The 13,753-nt window shown below is 57.5% G+C and carries 12 protein-coding genes; 11 read left to right on the plus strand and 1 reads right to left on the minus strand.

The window, feature by feature from the left end; all coding sequences use genetic code 11:
- The first annotated feature begins 104 nt into the window (after nucleotides 1-104).
- The 10 genes from ndk to GO007_RS12380 all read left to right on the plus strand — a co-directional run bounded on the left by ndk (nucleotide 105) and on the right by GO007_RS12380 (nucleotide 10,749).
- Complete coding sequence (gene ndk / locus GO007_RS12335) at nucleotides 105-536, plus strand: nucleoside-diphosphate kinase (protein WP_041146713.1); 432 nt, start codon at nucleotides 105-107, stop codon at nucleotides 534-536.
- A gap of 334 nt (nucleotides 537-870) precedes the next feature.
- Nucleotides 871-2,037: a dual-specificity RNA methyltransferase RlmN gene (gene rlmN, locus GO007_RS12340; RefSeq protein WP_095100303.1), complete on the plus strand. Its 1,167-nt coding sequence runs from the start codon at nucleotides 871-873 to the stop codon at nucleotides 2,035-2,037.
- Nucleotides 2,038-2,309: 272 nt separating this feature from the next.
- Entirely contained in the window at nucleotides 2,310-3,299 is a 990-nt protein-coding gene (gene rodZ / locus GO007_RS12345; protein WP_095100306.1) for a cytoskeleton protein RodZ, read from the plus strand.
- Nucleotides 3,300-3,325: 26 nt separating this feature from the next.
- A complete protein-coding gene (gene ispG / locus GO007_RS12350) occupies nucleotides 3,326-4,447 on the plus strand; it encodes a flavodoxin-dependent (E)-4-hydroxy-3-methylbut-2-enyl-diphosphate synthase (protein ID WP_095100309.1) in 1,122 nt (373 codons plus the stop codon).
- A 91-nt stretch (nucleotides 4,448-4,538) separates the two neighbouring features.
- Nucleotides 4,539-5,813, plus strand: a complete 1,275-nt coding sequence (hisS, locus tag GO007_RS12355; RefSeq protein WP_095100312.1) for a histidine--tRNA ligase — start codon at nucleotides 4,539-4,541, stop codon at nucleotides 5,811-5,813.
- 34 nt (nucleotides 5,814-5,847) lie between these two features.
- A complete protein-coding gene (locus tag GO007_RS12360) occupies nucleotides 5,848-6,468 on the plus strand; it encodes a YfgM family protein (RefSeq protein ID WP_095100315.1) in 621 nt (206 codons plus the stop codon).
- 10 nt (nucleotides 6,469-6,478) lie between these two features.
- A complete protein-coding gene (gene bamB / locus GO007_RS12365; protein ID WP_041146707.1) occupies nucleotides 6,479-7,657 on the plus strand; it encodes an outer membrane protein assembly factor BamB in 1,179 nt (392 codons plus the stop codon).
- 114 nt (nucleotides 7,658-7,771) lie between these two features.
- The gene (gene der / locus GO007_RS12370) at nucleotides 7,772-9,250 is read left to right on the plus strand and encodes a ribosome biogenesis GTPase Der (RefSeq protein ID WP_095100318.1); all 1,479 of its coding nucleotides are present in this window, start codon (nucleotides 7,772-7,774) and stop codon (nucleotides 9,248-9,250) included.
- A 133-nt stretch (nucleotides 9,251-9,383) separates the two neighbouring features.
- Nucleotides 9,384-10,475 (plus strand): Gfo/Idh/MocA family oxidoreductase, encoded by a 1,092-nt coding sequence (locus GO007_RS12375; RefSeq protein ID WP_095100321.1) that lies wholly within the window; start codon nucleotides 9,384-9,386, stop codon nucleotides 10,473-10,475.
- 49 nt (nucleotides 10,476-10,524) lie between these two features.
- A complete protein-coding gene (locus GO007_RS12380; protein WP_095100323.1) occupies nucleotides 10,525-10,749 on the plus strand; it encodes a zinc ribbon domain-containing protein in 225 nt (74 codons plus the stop codon).
- Here GO007_RS12380 and xseA read toward each other — a convergent pair whose 3' ends face one another.
- Nucleotides 10,750-12,120, minus strand: coding sequence for an exodeoxyribonuclease VII large subunit (gene xseA, locus GO007_RS12385; RefSeq protein WP_095100326.1), 1,371 nt, complete (start codon nucleotides 12,118-12,120; stop codon nucleotides 10,750-10,752). It abuts the gene before it with no gap.
- Nucleotides 12,121-12,278: 158 nt separating this feature from the next.
- On the opposite strand from xseA, the gene guaB reads away from it, so the two are divergent.
- Complete coding sequence (gene guaB, locus GO007_RS12390; protein WP_095100328.1) at nucleotides 12,279-13,745, plus strand: IMP dehydrogenase; 1,467 nt, start codon at nucleotides 12,279-12,281, stop codon at nucleotides 13,743-13,745.
- Nucleotides 13,746-13,753: the final 8 nt, after the last annotated feature.

Consider the following 13,753-nt stretch of genomic DNA (forward strand, 5'->3'; position numbering starts at 1 on the left):
AAATGTTACCTTCATCCATAGGCAGCGCCTGAGTTGCTCATTATAATGCGCGCCAGGCCATACGATCGTATGCCCAACAACATAAAATTTTATTAGAGGTAATCATGGCTATTGAACGTACTTTTTCCATCATTAAACCAAACGCGGTGGCAAAAAACGTTATTGGCGGCATCTTTTCTCGCTTCGAAGCTGCAGGGTTCAAAATCGTCGGCACCAAAATGCTGCACCTGACCGTTGAGCAGGCTCGCGGTTTCTACGCCGAGCACGAAGGTCGCCCGTTCTTTGACGGTCTGGTTGAGTTTATGACTTCCGGCCCGATCGTCGTATCCGTTCTGGAAAGCGAAAATGCCGTGCAGCGTCACCGTGACCTGCTGGGCGCAACTAACCCGGACAACGCGCTGGCCGGCACCCTGCGTGCTGACTACGCTGACAGCTTCACCGAGAACGGCACCCACGGTTCCGACTCCGTTGAATCTGCTGCCCGCGAAATCGCGTTCTTCTTCGCCGAAGGCGAAGTTTGCCCGCGCACCCGTTAATCTCCTGCGTCTTTCACGCCACCGCTTTGTTGGCTTCATTCGCGCACCCCGGTCACATAGCTATCTATGCTCCCGGGGATTTGCGAACTTGCCGCCTCGCCGTGACGTGAAATACTTTGGAAATTCAGATCCTCAGCTTTTCGACAATCGAAAAGCCATAGAGGATTAAGTACGCAGCAACAGATTTTTTCATCATTGCCGCGTGCAAACGTGGTATTGATACACCAGACTTTGTACAATGCAGCGCCCCTGGACGAGCACTCGTTCATTGGGGCGCTTCTTTTTTTCAACCCTCCTGGGGCCATAACGTGTAACAACGAGGCCGGAATAGATTATGTCTGAACATATTGTCACGCCTGATAACGCCGCTCTGACGGTGCCGAACAAAGATGCCAAAATTAACCTGCTGGATCTGAACCGTCAGCAGCTGCGCGAGTTTTTCAAAAACATGGGCGAAAAGCCCTTCCGCGCCGATCAGGTGATGAAATGGATGTATCACTACTGCAGCGATGACTTTGATGATATGACCGATATCAACAAAGTTCTGCGCGGCAAGCTGAAGGAAGTCGCGGAAATTCGCGCGCCGGAAGTCGTCGAGGAGCAGCGCTCCAGCGATGGCACGATAAAATGGGCGATTGCCGTCGGCGATCAGCGCGTTGAAACGGTATATATCCCGGAGGACGATCGCGCGACTCTGTGCGTCTCCTCTCAGGTTGGCTGTGCGTTAGAGTGTAAATTCTGTTCGACGGCGCAGCAGGGCTTTAACCGCAACCTGCGGGTATCAGAAATTATCGGCCAGGTTTGGCGCGCGGCGAAAATCGTCGGCGCGGCAAAAATTACCGGCCAGCGTCCTATCACCAACGTGGTCATGATGGGGATGGGCGAGCCGCTGCTGAACCTGACCAACGTCGTGCCGGCGATGGAAATTATGCTCGACGACTTTGGTTTTGGTCTCTCCAAGCGTCGCGTAACGCTCTCCACTTCCGGCGTTGTCCCGGCGCTGGATAAGCTCGGCGATATGATAGACGTCGCGCTTGCCATCTCTCTGCACGCGCCGAACGATACGATCCGCGATGAGATCGTGCCGATCAACAAAAAGTACAACATCGAGACCTTCCTGAACTCGGTGCGCGGCTATATTTCCAAGTCCAACGCCAACCAGGGCCGGGTGACGATCGAATACGTGATGCTCGATCACGTCAACGACGGCACCGAGCATGCGCACGAGCTGGCGGAGCTGCTGAAGGATACGCCGTGCAAGATCAACCTGATCCCCTGGAACCCGTTCCCGGGCGCGCCGTATGGCCGTAGCTCCAACAGCCGCATCGACCGTTTCTCCAAGGTGCTGATGGATTATGGCTTCACCACCATCGTGCGTAAAACGCGCGGCGACGATATCGATGCCGCCTGCGGACAGCTTGCCGGTGACGTTATCGACCGTACCAAACGTACGCTGCGCAAGCGTATGCAGGGCGAAACGATTGATGTGAAAGCGATCTGATAAATGTGCGGCGCGCAATATTTCACGCGCGCTGCATAATTATGTTGAACCGGTGGGCGAAATAGGCTGATTCGGCCAATAATTACGGTGCGTTTTTGTCGACTTTGAGGCAGTATGTAGCGGCACAACAACCGCTTAGAATTCAATATTGATAAGTATCTGTGATAGTTCGCCATACGGACTTATACTATTTGTCTGACGTTTAGCAGATGTTTCGCGGCGCGGGTTTTACCGGCGCTGAACTTTAAATTTCACGTACCAGTAGTTGTCGAATGAATACTGAAGCCACTCAAGATCATCAAGAAGCAAACACTACGGGCACGCGTCTGCGCAATGCCCGCGAACAACTCGGGCTCAGCCAGCAAGCGGTGGCTGAGCGCTTATGCCTGAAGGTTTCCACGGTTCGTGATATCGAAGACGACAAGGCGCCAGCCGACCTCGCTTCAACCTTCCTGCGCGGCTACATCCGCTCCTATGCGCGTCTCGTGCATATTCCGGAAGAAGAACTGCTGCCGATGATGGCAAAACAGGCACCTATCCGCGCGGCGAAAGTTGCGCCGATGCAGAGCTTCTCTCTGGGCAAATGCCGTAAAAAGCGCGACGGCTGGCTGATGAGCTTCACCTGGCTGGTGCTGTTTGTGGTGATTGGCCTGAGCGGCGCCTGGTGGTGGCAAGACCATAAGGCGCAGCAGGAAGAGATTACCACAATGGCCGACCAGTCAACCGCTGAGCTGAATGCGGGCGACAGCGGCAGCCAGAACATTCCTTTAGATAACGGTGCCGATAACACGGCGCCGGACGGCGCCAACAGCGTGGCGAACAGCGCGCCTGTAGATACCTCTACCGCGCCGGCTCCGGCCCCAGCGGCGTCCGTACCGACTGCGGCGAATAATAACGCCGTCGTTGCTCCGTCTCAGGCGCAGGTCGATACCGCGGCAGGCGCTGCGGCCCCGGCCTCTCCGCTGCCAACCGATCAGGCGAACGTGACCGCAGCCGCTGCGGCTCAGGATCTGGTCCTGAACTTCTCTGCCGACTGCTGGCTGGAAGTCAGCGATGCAACCGGTAAGAAGCTGTTCAGCGGTTTGCAACGCAAAGGCGGTAACCTGAATTTAAGCGGCCAGGCACCTTATAAGCTGAAAATCGGTGCGCCGGCTGCGGTACAGATTCAGTATCTGGGTAAACCAGTCGATTTGAGTCGTTTTATCAGAACTAACCAGGTTGCGCGTCTGACCCTTAATGCCGAAACATCACCGGCGCAGTAACAGACGGGTAACGCGGGAGATTTTTCATGCATAACCAGGCTCCGATTCAACGTAGAAAATCGAAACGAATTTACGTTGGGAATGTGCCGATTGGCGATGGCGCCCCCATCGCCGTCCAGTCGATGACCAATACGCGCACCACCGATGTGGCCGCGACCGTAAATCAAATCAAAGCACTAGAGCGCGTTGGCGCGGACATCGTCCGCGTCTCCGTTCCGACGATGGATGCGGCGGAAGCGTTCAGGCTTATCAAACAGCAGGTCAACGTACCGCTGGTCGCCGATATTCACTTTGACTACCGTATCGCCCTGAAAGTGGCGGAGTACGGGGTGGATTGTCTGCGTATTAACCCGGGAAACATCGGCAACGAAGAGCGTATTCGCATGGTTGTTGACTGCGCCCGTGATAAAAATATTCCTATCCGTATCGGCGTTAACGCCGGTTCGCTGGAAAAAGATCTGCAGGAAAAGTACGGCGAGCCTACGCCGCAGGCGCTGCTGGAATCAGCCATGCGCCACGTCGATCATCTCGATCGTCTGAACTTCGATCAGTTCAAGGTCAGCGTAAAGGCGTCGGATGTTTTCCTCGCGGTGGAATCCTATCGCCTGCTGGCGAAGCAGATCGATCAGCCCCTGCATCTTGGGATCACCGAAGCCGGCGGCGCCCGTAGCGGCGCGGTAAAATCGGCGATCGGCCTCGGCCTGCTGCTTAACGAAGGGATCGGCGATACGCTGCGCATTTCGCTGGCGGCGGATCCGCTTGAAGAGATCAAGGTTGGCTTCGATATCCTGAAGTCTCTGCGCATTCGCGCTCGCGGGATTAACTTTATCGCCTGTCCAACCTGCTCGCGTCAGGAGTTTGACGTGATCGGGACCGTCAACGCGCTGGAGCAGCGGCTGGAAGATATCATTACCCCGATGGATATTTCGATCATCGGCTGCGTGGTGAATGGCCCAGGCGAAGCGCTGGTTTCGACGCTCGGCGTCACCGGCGGCAATAAGAAGAGCGGCCTGTATGAAGACGGCGTGCGTAGAGACCGGCTGGATAACGACGATATGATCGATCAGCTGGAAGCGCGTATCCGTGCGAAAGCCTCGATGCTTGATGAAGCGCGCCGTATTGACGTCCAGCAGGTTGAAGAGAAATAATCCGGGGCAGCGTAAGACTTCCCGTGTATGATTGGACCCGCGGGCGCAACGCGCCGGGGTTCATTTTTGTATATATATAAAGAGAATAAACGTGGCAAAGAACATTCAAGCCATCCGTGGCATGAACGATTATCTGCCGGGCGAGACCGCTCTCTGGCAGCGCATTGAAGGCTCACTGAAACAGGTGCTCGGTAGCTACGGTTACAGCGAAATTCGGTTGCCGATTGTAGAGCAGACCCCGTTATTCAAACGCGCGATCGGCGAAGTGACCGACGTGGTTGAAAAAGAGATGTATACCTTTGAGGACCGCAATGGCGATAGCCTGACGCTGCGTCCGGAAGGGACTGCGGGCTGCGTACGTGCCGGCATCGAGCATGGTCTTCTGTACAATCAAGAACAGCGTCTGTGGTACGTCGGTCCGATGTTCCGCCATGAGCGTCCGCAGAAGGGCCGCTATCGCCAGTTCCATCAGATGGGGGTTGAGGTCTTTGGTCTGCAGGGGCCGGATATCGACGCCGAGCTGATTATGCTGACCGCCCGCTGGTGGCGCGAGCTGGGGATCTCTGAGCACGTTGCGCTGGAGCTGAACTCCATCGGTTCGCTGGAAGCGCGCGCCAGCTATCGCGATGCGCTGGTCGCCTATCTTGAGCAGTTTAAAGATAAGCTCGACGAAGACTGCAAACGCCGCATGTACACTAACCCGCTGCGCGTTCTGGACTCTAAGAACCCGGAAGTGCAGGCGTTGCTGAACGATGCGCCGGCGCTGGGCGACTACCTGGATGAAGAGTCCAAACAGCACTTTGCCGGCCTGTGCGCGCTGTTAGACGCCGCGGGCATCGCCTATACCGTTAACCAGCGTCTGGTGCGCGGGCTTGATTACTATAACCGCACCGTGTTTGAGTGGGTAACCACCAGCCTCGGCTCGCAGGGTACCGTCTGTGCCGGCGGCCGCTATGACGGTCTGGTCGAACAGCTGGGCGGGCGCGCAACGCCGGGAGTCGGCTTTGCGATGGGGCTGGAACGTCTTGTTTTACTGGTCCAGGCCGTTAATCCGGAATTTAAAGCCGATCCTGTTGTCGATATATACCTGGTAGCCTCCGGAACCGATACCCAGTCCGCAGCAATGCGTCTGGCTGAGCGGGTTCGCGATGAGCTGCCCGGCGTTAAGCTGATGACCAACCACGGCGGCGGCAACTTTAAGAAACAGTTTGGCCGTGCTGATAAATGGGGCGCTCGCATAGCTCTTGTGGTCGGTGAATCAGAAATTGCTGACGGAAACGTGGTAGTGAAGGATTTACGCTCAGGTGAGCAAACTACCGTAACGCAGGATAGCGTTGCCGCGCATTTGCGCACACTTCTGGGTTAATCTCCCGGGAATCATTAGTCAGGAGAAGGACTGCGTGGAAACGTATAACAACGAAAACGATCAGGTCGATGCGCTGAAGCGCTTCTTTGCCGAAAATGGCAAAGCGCTGGCCGTTGGGGTGATTTTAGGGATTGGGGCGCTGGTTGGCTGGCGCTACTGGAATTCTCATCAGCAGGATACGGCCAGAGACTCCTCTTTAGCCTATGAGAATGCTATTTCCGCGCTTAAATCGGATAAGCCCGAAGCGCTGACTTCGGCGCAAAAGTTCGCCGCTGATAGCAAAAATGCCTACGGTGCGTTTGCCTCCCTGGAGCTGGCGCAGCGCTTTGTTGATAAAAACGATCTGCAGAACGCTGAAAAGCAGCTCCAGCAGGGATTAGCCGCCGCGCCGGATGATAATCTGAAGTCGGTTATCAATATGCGTCTTGCTCGCGTGCAGCTGCAGCTGAAAAATCCTGATGCGGCGCTGAAAACCCTTGAGGGGATTAAAGGCGAAGGCTGGACCGCGATTGTTGCCGATCTCCGCGGTGAGATTCTGCTGGATAAAGGCGACAAGCAGGGCGCTCGCGCGGCGTGGGAAGCGGGCGTGAAAAGCGATGCTTCACCGGCGCTCAGCGAAATGATGCGTATGAAAATAAATAATTTGTCCATCTGAGAGGGACTCGATGCAATTGCGTAAATTACTTTTGCCAGGGCTGCTTTCCGTTACCTTATTAAGCGGTTGTTCGTTGTTTAACAGCGAAGAAGATGTGGTGAAAATGTCGCCACTGCCGACGGTGGAAAATCAGTTTACGCCGTCCACGTCCTGGAGCACCTCTGTTGGCGATGGTATCGGCGAATTTTACTCTAACCTCCATCCTGCCTTTGCCGATGGCGTCGTGTACGCGGCCGACCGTAAAGGCACCGTTAAAGCGCTGGGCGCTGACGACGGGAAAGAGGTTTGGTCGGTGAACCTGGCCGAGAAAGACGGCTGGTTCTCCCGCACGCCTGCGCTGCTCTCCGGCGGCGTCACCGTCTCCGGCGGTCACGTCTATATCGGCAGTGAAAAAGCGCAGCTGTTTGCCCTGAATACCAGCGACGGTACCGTGGCATGGCAGACCCGCGTGGCGGGTGAAGCGATTTCTCGTCCGGTGGTCAGCGACGGCATGGTGCTGGTGCACACCAGCAACGGCCAGCTGCAGGCGCTGAACGAAGCCGACGGCGCGGTGAAGTGGACCGTCAACCTGGATATGCCGGCGCTTTCTCTGCGCGGTGAATCCGCACCGGCGACCGCTTACGGCGCGGCCATCGTTGGCGGCGATAACGGTCGCGTTAGCGCGGTACTGATGCAGCAGGGTCAGATCATCTGGCAGCAGCGCATCTCTCAGGCCACTGGCCCGACTGAAATCGATCGCCTGAACGACGTTGATACTACTCCGGTTATCGTCAACGGCGTGGTGTATACGCTGGCTTACAACGGCAACCTGACCGCGCTGGATCTGCGCAGCGGCCAGATCATGTGGAAACGCGAGCTTGGCTCGGTGAACGACTTTATCGTCGACGGCAATCGTATCTATCTGGTCGATCAGAACGATCGCCTGCTGGCGCTGACCACCGAAGGTGGCGTAACGCTGTGGACGCAAAGCGATTTACTGCATCGTCTGCTGACCGCTCCGGTGTTGTATAATGGTAATCTGGTCGTCGGCGATAGCGAAGGCTATATGCACTGGGTGAACCCGGAAGATGGGCACTTTGTCGCTCAGCAGAAGGTCGACAGCTCCGGCTTCCGTACTGACCCGATCGTGGCTGACGGTCGCCTGCTTATCCAGGCAACGGACGGTACGCTGTACTCGATTACGCGTTAAGTTGCGCGGTAGTCAGGATTGAGAAACGGCCCCTGGTATACAGGGGCCGTTTTCCTGTTTTTAAAAGCGTCTTGAAAAACGACGCTGCATAGTGATTTGTATGAGGCATTTAACATGATACCTGTGGTCGCGCTTGTCGGGCGCCCTAACGTTGGAAAATCCACGCTCTTCAACCGCCTGACCCGCACTCGTGATGCGCTGGTCGCGGATTTTCCGGGGCTGACTCGTGACCGTAAGTACGGTCGTGCTGAAGTAGAAGGACGTGAATTTATCTGTATTGATACCGGCGGTATCGATGGCACGGAAGACGGCGTTGAAACACGCATGGCTGAACAATCGCTGCTGGCGATTGAAGAAGCGGACGTGGTGCTGTTTATGGTTGATGCGCGCGCCGGCCTGATGCCTGCAGATACGGCGATCGCCAAGCACCTCCGCTCTCGTGAGAAGCCAACCTTCCTGGTGGCGAACAAAACTGACGGCATCGATGCCGACCAGGCCATTGCCGACTTCTGGACGCTGGGCCTCGGTGACATCCACCCGATCGCCGCCTCGCACGGTCGCGGCGTGACCAGCCTGCTGGAGCACGTGCTGTTGCCGTGGGCGGAAGAGATCGATCCGTCGGAAGAAGTCGATGAAGACGCGGCATACTGGGCGCAGTTTGAAGCTGAGCAGAACGGCGAAGCGCCGGAAGAGCCGGAGGATGACTTTAATCCCCAGGACCTGCCGATTAAGCTGGCTATCGTTGGTCGTCCAAACGTCGGTAAGTCAACGCTGACTAACCGTATTCTCGGTGAAGATCGCGTCGTGGTCTACGACATGCCGGGCACCACCCGCGACAGCATTTACATTCCGATGCAGCGCGATGAGCGCGAATACGTGCTGATTGATACCGCGGGCGTACGTAAGCGCGGTAAAATTACCGATGTTGTAGAAAAGTTCTCGGTTATCAAAACGCTGCAGGCGATCGAAGACGCCAACGTGGTGCTGCTGGTTATCGATGCGCGGGAAGGTATTTCCGATCAGGATCTCTCCCTGCTGGGCTTTATCCTCAACAGCGGCCGCTCGCTGGTGATCGTCGTCAACAAGTGGGACGGCCTGAGCCAGGAAGTCAGAGAGCAGGTGAAAGAGACCCTCGATTTCCGTCTGGGCTTTATCGATTTCGCCCGCGTACACTTTATCTCTGCCCTGCACGGCAGCGGCGTCGGCAACCTGTTTGAATCGGTACGCGAAGCCTATGATAGCGCCACCCGTCGCGTGAGCACGGCGATGCTGACCCGCATTATGACCATGGCAGCGGAAGACCATCAGCCGCCGCTGGTACGCGGCCGTCGCGTGAAGCTGAAATATGCCCACGCCGGTGGTTATAACCCGCCGATCGTGGTGATCCACGGCAACCAGGTTAAAGACCTGCCGGACTCCTACAAACGCTATCTGATGAACTACTTCCGCAAATCGCTGGAAGTTATGGGTACGCCGATCCGTATCCAGTTCAAAGAGGGCGAGAACCCGTTTGCCAACAAACGCAATACCCTGACGCCGAACCAGATGCGTAAGCGTAAGCGCTTGATTAAGCACATCAAGAAAGGAAAGTAAGAGATAAACCCGCCGCTGGCGGGTTTTTTTATTGCCGCAGAGCGCAGCATTCACCGCGCAATCTACCCGGCGTTCCGCCATAATTCCCTTATTATTTCAGCGGATTATTTTGTGCTAACGGGAGTGGGGAACGATGCAGGCAGGATTTATTGGGCTGGGCGCGGTGGTGGAGACGGCCTGGCTGCCGGCGTTGAAAAATCTGGCGATACCGCTAGCGGCGTGCTGGGGTTTTGATAGCAATCCTCAACGGATGCCTGAGGGCGTCAGCCGCTGTGACTCGCTGGCCGCGCTGCTGGCAAAGCCGCTGGACATCCTGTTTATTACCACCGCCTCATTGCAGCATCTTCCGGTTCTGGAAGCTGCGCTCGCCTCATCCTGCCCGCGAATTGTGGTGGAAAAACCGATCGTCGCCACTCTGCAACAGATTACGCGCCTGCGCTCGCTGCTGCGTGCGCCAGAAAACGCCCGTCGGGTGCTGGCGCTGGACCACTGGATGGCGCGTGACGGAGCGCTGAAGCTGGCGCTGGGCCAGCTGGATGCCCGCTGGCAGTCGGGGAGTGGGGCGCAGGGCGACCGTCCGCTGCTCTTCGCGCCGCAGGATATTGCGCGTATTGACGGTTTTCTCCAGGAGCCCAGCGGGTTTGACGAACGGGGCGACCCGGTAGCGCTGAATTTTGCGACCGGCAGGCCGGATACGCGCCAGCTGCGCCATCCCGACGGCGTGATCCTTGATATTGGAACCCATGTGCTGGCGATGCTGCGGGAAACGATCCGCTACTGCGGCGGCGACGACCGAATTCACCTTGCGGTACGGCAGGTGAAAGATCGCCTGGGCCAGGCGATTGCGCCCTGCGATACGCATACCGCGGAAGGGGAGGCGCATCTGCAGGGGGAGCTGAGCGGAGTCCCGCTCAATATCTGGCTCAATAAGTATGCCGGCCCGGCGGGAGGGCAGAAGGGCATGCGGATAGCGCTGCGCGACGGACGGATTATCAACCTCGATCGCCGCGAGAATAGCGAAGTGGTTGAGCTCGTTGCCGGCGAGCAGGTGCTGCGCTGGCGACGGACCGGGGCGATCTACGAGCACTGCCTGGGGGAACACATTCTCGGGGAGGGCAGCCTGTTCGCGCGCGCCCCCGATGAAGTCGCCAGACTGACCCGGCGGCGCATCGACGAAGTGGCTCTGCTGCTGCAGCTTCAACAGCAGATACGCGGGCCGCACTGAAAGAGTATCGTGGTAAGCTGAGCTGACCCAAATATCGTAAGGAATGACTATGCAACCTGATTGCCCTCTCTGCCACGCACCGCTGGAGGTGCAGGCCGGCAGCGCGCGCTGCGCGCACTGCGAAAAAGAGTTTACTCTGCAGGCCCGCTGCCCGGATTGCCACCGGCCGCTGGAGGTATTAAAAGCCTGCGGGGCGATCGACTATTTTTGCCAGCACGGGCACGGGTTGATTTCGAAGAAGCGCGTTGAGTTCGCGCTGCCTGACCAGGCGTAGCTATTTTTTCTTCGCGCGCGCTTTTTTGACGGGAGTGATAGTTTTCACTTCGCTTTCGACCCAGCCGTCATTTAAGCGGGTAGTCAGCAGATCGCCCGCCTTCACCTGTTTTGTTTGCTTCAGGACGCTTCCGTCGCTGGCGGAGGTGACGCTATAGCCGCGGGCGAGGGTCGCCAGCGGGCTGACGGCTTCCAGATGTGTCACCGTATTGCCGAAACGCTCGCGCTGTTCGCTTAAGCGCGCGCGGATGCTCTCGGCGAGACGATACTCCAGCTGCTGGATATGCGACTGGCTGCGATGAATACGCGGCTGCGGATTGTGCGCGTTCAGGCGCTGCAGGGCGCGCTGCTGGCGCTGATCGGCGCGCTTCATCTGCGTATCAAGGGCCAGACGCATCCGCTGGCGCAGCCGCTCAAGCGCCGTCTGCTGACGCACTAAGCGCAGCTGCGGATGCTGCTGCTGCAGGCGGTGGAAAAGCTGGGTAAACCGGCGATGGCGGTTAGCGAGGAAATAGTCCATCGCCATTTCCAGACGCTGCTGCCCGGACTGCAGCTGGCGCAGCAGCTCCTGCTGGTTGCGGCTGACGATCTCGGCCGCCGCAGAGGGCGTAGGTGCCCGCAGGTCGGCGACAAAATCGGCAATCGTCACGTCGGTTTCATGGCCGACGGCGCTAACGACCGGAATGCGGCTGGCAAAAATCGCCCGCACCACCCGCTCATCGTTAAAGCTCCACAAATCTTCCAGCGAACCGCCGCCGCGGCCGACGATCAGCACGTCGCACTCCTGGCGCTGGTTGGCTAACGCTATGGCGCGTACGATTTGCCCCGGCGCGTCGTCACCCTGAACCGCCGTCGGATAAATGATCACCGGCAGAGAGGGATCGCGGCGTTTGAGGACCTGCAAAATATCGTGCAGCGCGGCGCCGGTTTTAGAGGTAATCACCCCCAAGCAGTGGGCCGGGGAGGGGAGCGCCTGCTTGTGCTGCTGGTCGAACAGACCTTCTGCCGCAAGCTGCGCTTTCAGCTGTTCGTACTTCTGCTGCAGCAGCCCTTCACCGGCGGGCTGCATGCTTTCGACGATGATCTGATAGTCGCCGCGCGGCTCATACAGCGTGATATTGGCGCGCACCAGCACCTGCTGCCCGTGCTGCGGGCGGAAGGTAACGCGGCGGTTGCTGTTGCGGAACATCGCACAGCGCACCTGGGCGTTATCGTCTTTTAAGGTGAAGTACCAGTGGCCGGAAGAGGGCTGGCTGAAATTAGAGATCTCGCCGCTGATCCAGACCTGGCCCATTTCCTGTTCCAGCAGCAGGCGAACCGTCTGGTTTAGGCGGCTGACCGTAAAAATTGCGGGGGATTGAGATGGCAACATGTGAGCAAGATCAAACTTTAAATCAGCAGGTTAATCAGTCGATAGTAACCTGCTGGGAGGCGATCGCAAGTATTATTTGCAAAAAAGGGTAGATGCAATCGGTTACGCTCTGTATAATGCCACGGCAATATTTATCCACCCTGGTCGAGATATTGCCCATGCTACGTATCGCTAAAGAAGCTCTGACGTTTGACGACGTTCTCCTCGTTCCCGCTCATTCTACCGTTCTGCCGAATACCGCCGATCTCAGCACTCAGCTGACGAAAACAATTCGTCTGAATATTCCAATGCTCTCTGCGGCCATGGATACCGTGACGGAAGCGCGTCTGGCAATTGCCCTCGCACAGGAAGGCGGCATCGGCTTTATTCATAAAAACATGTCCATTGAGCGCCAGGCGGAAGAAGTTCGCCGCGTGAAGAAGCATGAATCCGGCGTGGTTTCTGACCCGCAGACCGTACTGCCAACCACCACTCTTCGCGAAGTGAAAGAGCTGACCGCGCGCAACGGTTTTGCCGGTTATCCGGTTGTCACCGAAGATAACGAACTGGTCGGGATTATCACCGGTCGTGACGTGCGTTTCGTCACCGACATGAACCAGGCCGTTAGCGTTTATATGACGCCGAAAGAGCGCCTGGTTACCGTGCGTGAAGGCGAAAGCCGCGAAGTCGTGTTTGCTAAAATGCACGAGAAGCGCGTTGAGAAAGCGCTGGTTGTGGATGAGAGCTTCCACCTGATCGGTATGATTACCGTTAAAGATTTCCAGAAAGCGGAACGTAAACCGAACGCCTGTAAAGATGAGCACGGTCGTCTGCGCGTAGGCGCGGCGGTTGGCGCCGGTGCCGGTAACGAAGAGCGCGTTGATGCGCTGGTTGCCGCAGGCGTTGACGTTCTGCTGATCGACTCCTCCCACGGCCATTCTGAAGGCGTTCTGCAGCGTATTCGCGAAACGCGGGCAAAATATCCGAACCTGCAAATCATCGGCGGCAACGTGGCGACCGGCGCCGGCGCGCGTGCGCTGGCTGAAGCTGGCGTGAGCGCGGTGAAGGTCGGGATCGGTCCTGGCTCTATCTGTACCACGCGTATCGTCACCGGCGTAGGTGTTCCGCAGATTACCGCCGTTTCCGACGCGGTCGAAGCGCTGGAAGGCACCGGTATCCCGGTTATCGCCGATGGCGGCATCCGCTTCTCCGGCGATATCGCGAAGGCGATTGCCGCGGGCGCTGCTGCGGTAATGGTGGGCTCGATGCTGGCGGGTACCGAAGAGTCCCCGGGCGAGATTGAGCTTTACCAGGGCCGTTCATACAAATCCTATCGCGGTATGGGCTCCCTGGGCGCGATGTCCAAAGGTTCCTCCGACCGCTACTTCCAGAGCGATAACGCGGCTGACAAACTGGTACCGGAAGGTATCGAAGGCCGCGTAGCCTATAAAGGCCGCCTGAAAGAGATCATTCACCAGCAGATGGGCGGCCTGCGTTCCTGTATGGGTCTGACCGGCTGTGGTACCATCGATACCCTGCGTACCAAAGCGGAATTCGTGCGTATCAGCGGTGCAGGCATCCAGGAAAGCCACGTTCACGACGTGACGATCACCAAGGAATCCCCGAACTACCGCATGGGCTCCTGATTTTCATC

This window comes from Klebsiella sp. 10-1 (genome assembly GCF_009758445.1).
Taxonomy (GTDB): Bacteria; Pseudomonadota; Gammaproteobacteria; order Enterobacterales; family Enterobacteriaceae; genus Klebsiella; species Klebsiella scottii.

Bases quoted from the DNA above. Each gene is read 5' to 3' on its own strand.
- ndk (WP_041146713.1), top strand. From the start codon at position 105: ATGGCTATTGAACGTACTTTTTCCATCATTAAACCAAACGCGGTGGCA.
- guaB (WP_095100328.1), top strand. From the start codon at position 12,279: ATGCTACGTATCGCTAAAGAAGCTCTGACGTTTGACGACGTTCTCCTC.
- xseA (WP_095100326.1), bottom strand. From the start codon at position 12,120: ATGTTGCCATCTCAATCCCCCGCAATTTTTACGGTCAGCCGCCTAAAC.
- der (WP_095100318.1), top strand. From the start codon at position 7,772: ATGATACCTGTGGTCGCGCTTGTCGGGCGCCCTAACGTTGGAAAATCC.
- GO007_RS12375 (WP_095100321.1), top strand. From the start codon at position 9,384: ATGCAGGCAGGATTTATTGGGCTGGGCGCGGTGGTGGAGACGGCCTGG.
- rodZ (WP_095100306.1), top strand. From the start codon at position 2,310: ATGAATACTGAAGCCACTCAAGATCATCAAGAAGCAAACACTACGGGC.
- rlmN (WP_095100303.1), top strand. From the start codon at position 871: ATGTCTGAACATATTGTCACGCCTGATAACGCCGCTCTGACGGTGCCG.
- GO007_RS12380 (WP_095100323.1), top strand. From the start codon at position 10,525: ATGCAACCTGATTGCCCTCTCTGCCACGCACCGCTGGAGGTGCAGGCC.
- ispG (WP_095100309.1), top strand. From the start codon at position 3,326: ATGCATAACCAGGCTCCGATTCAACGTAGAAAATCGAAACGAATTTAC.
- bamB (WP_041146707.1), top strand. From the start codon at position 6,479: ATGCAATTGCGTAAATTACTTTTGCCAGGGCTGCTTTCCGTTACCTTA.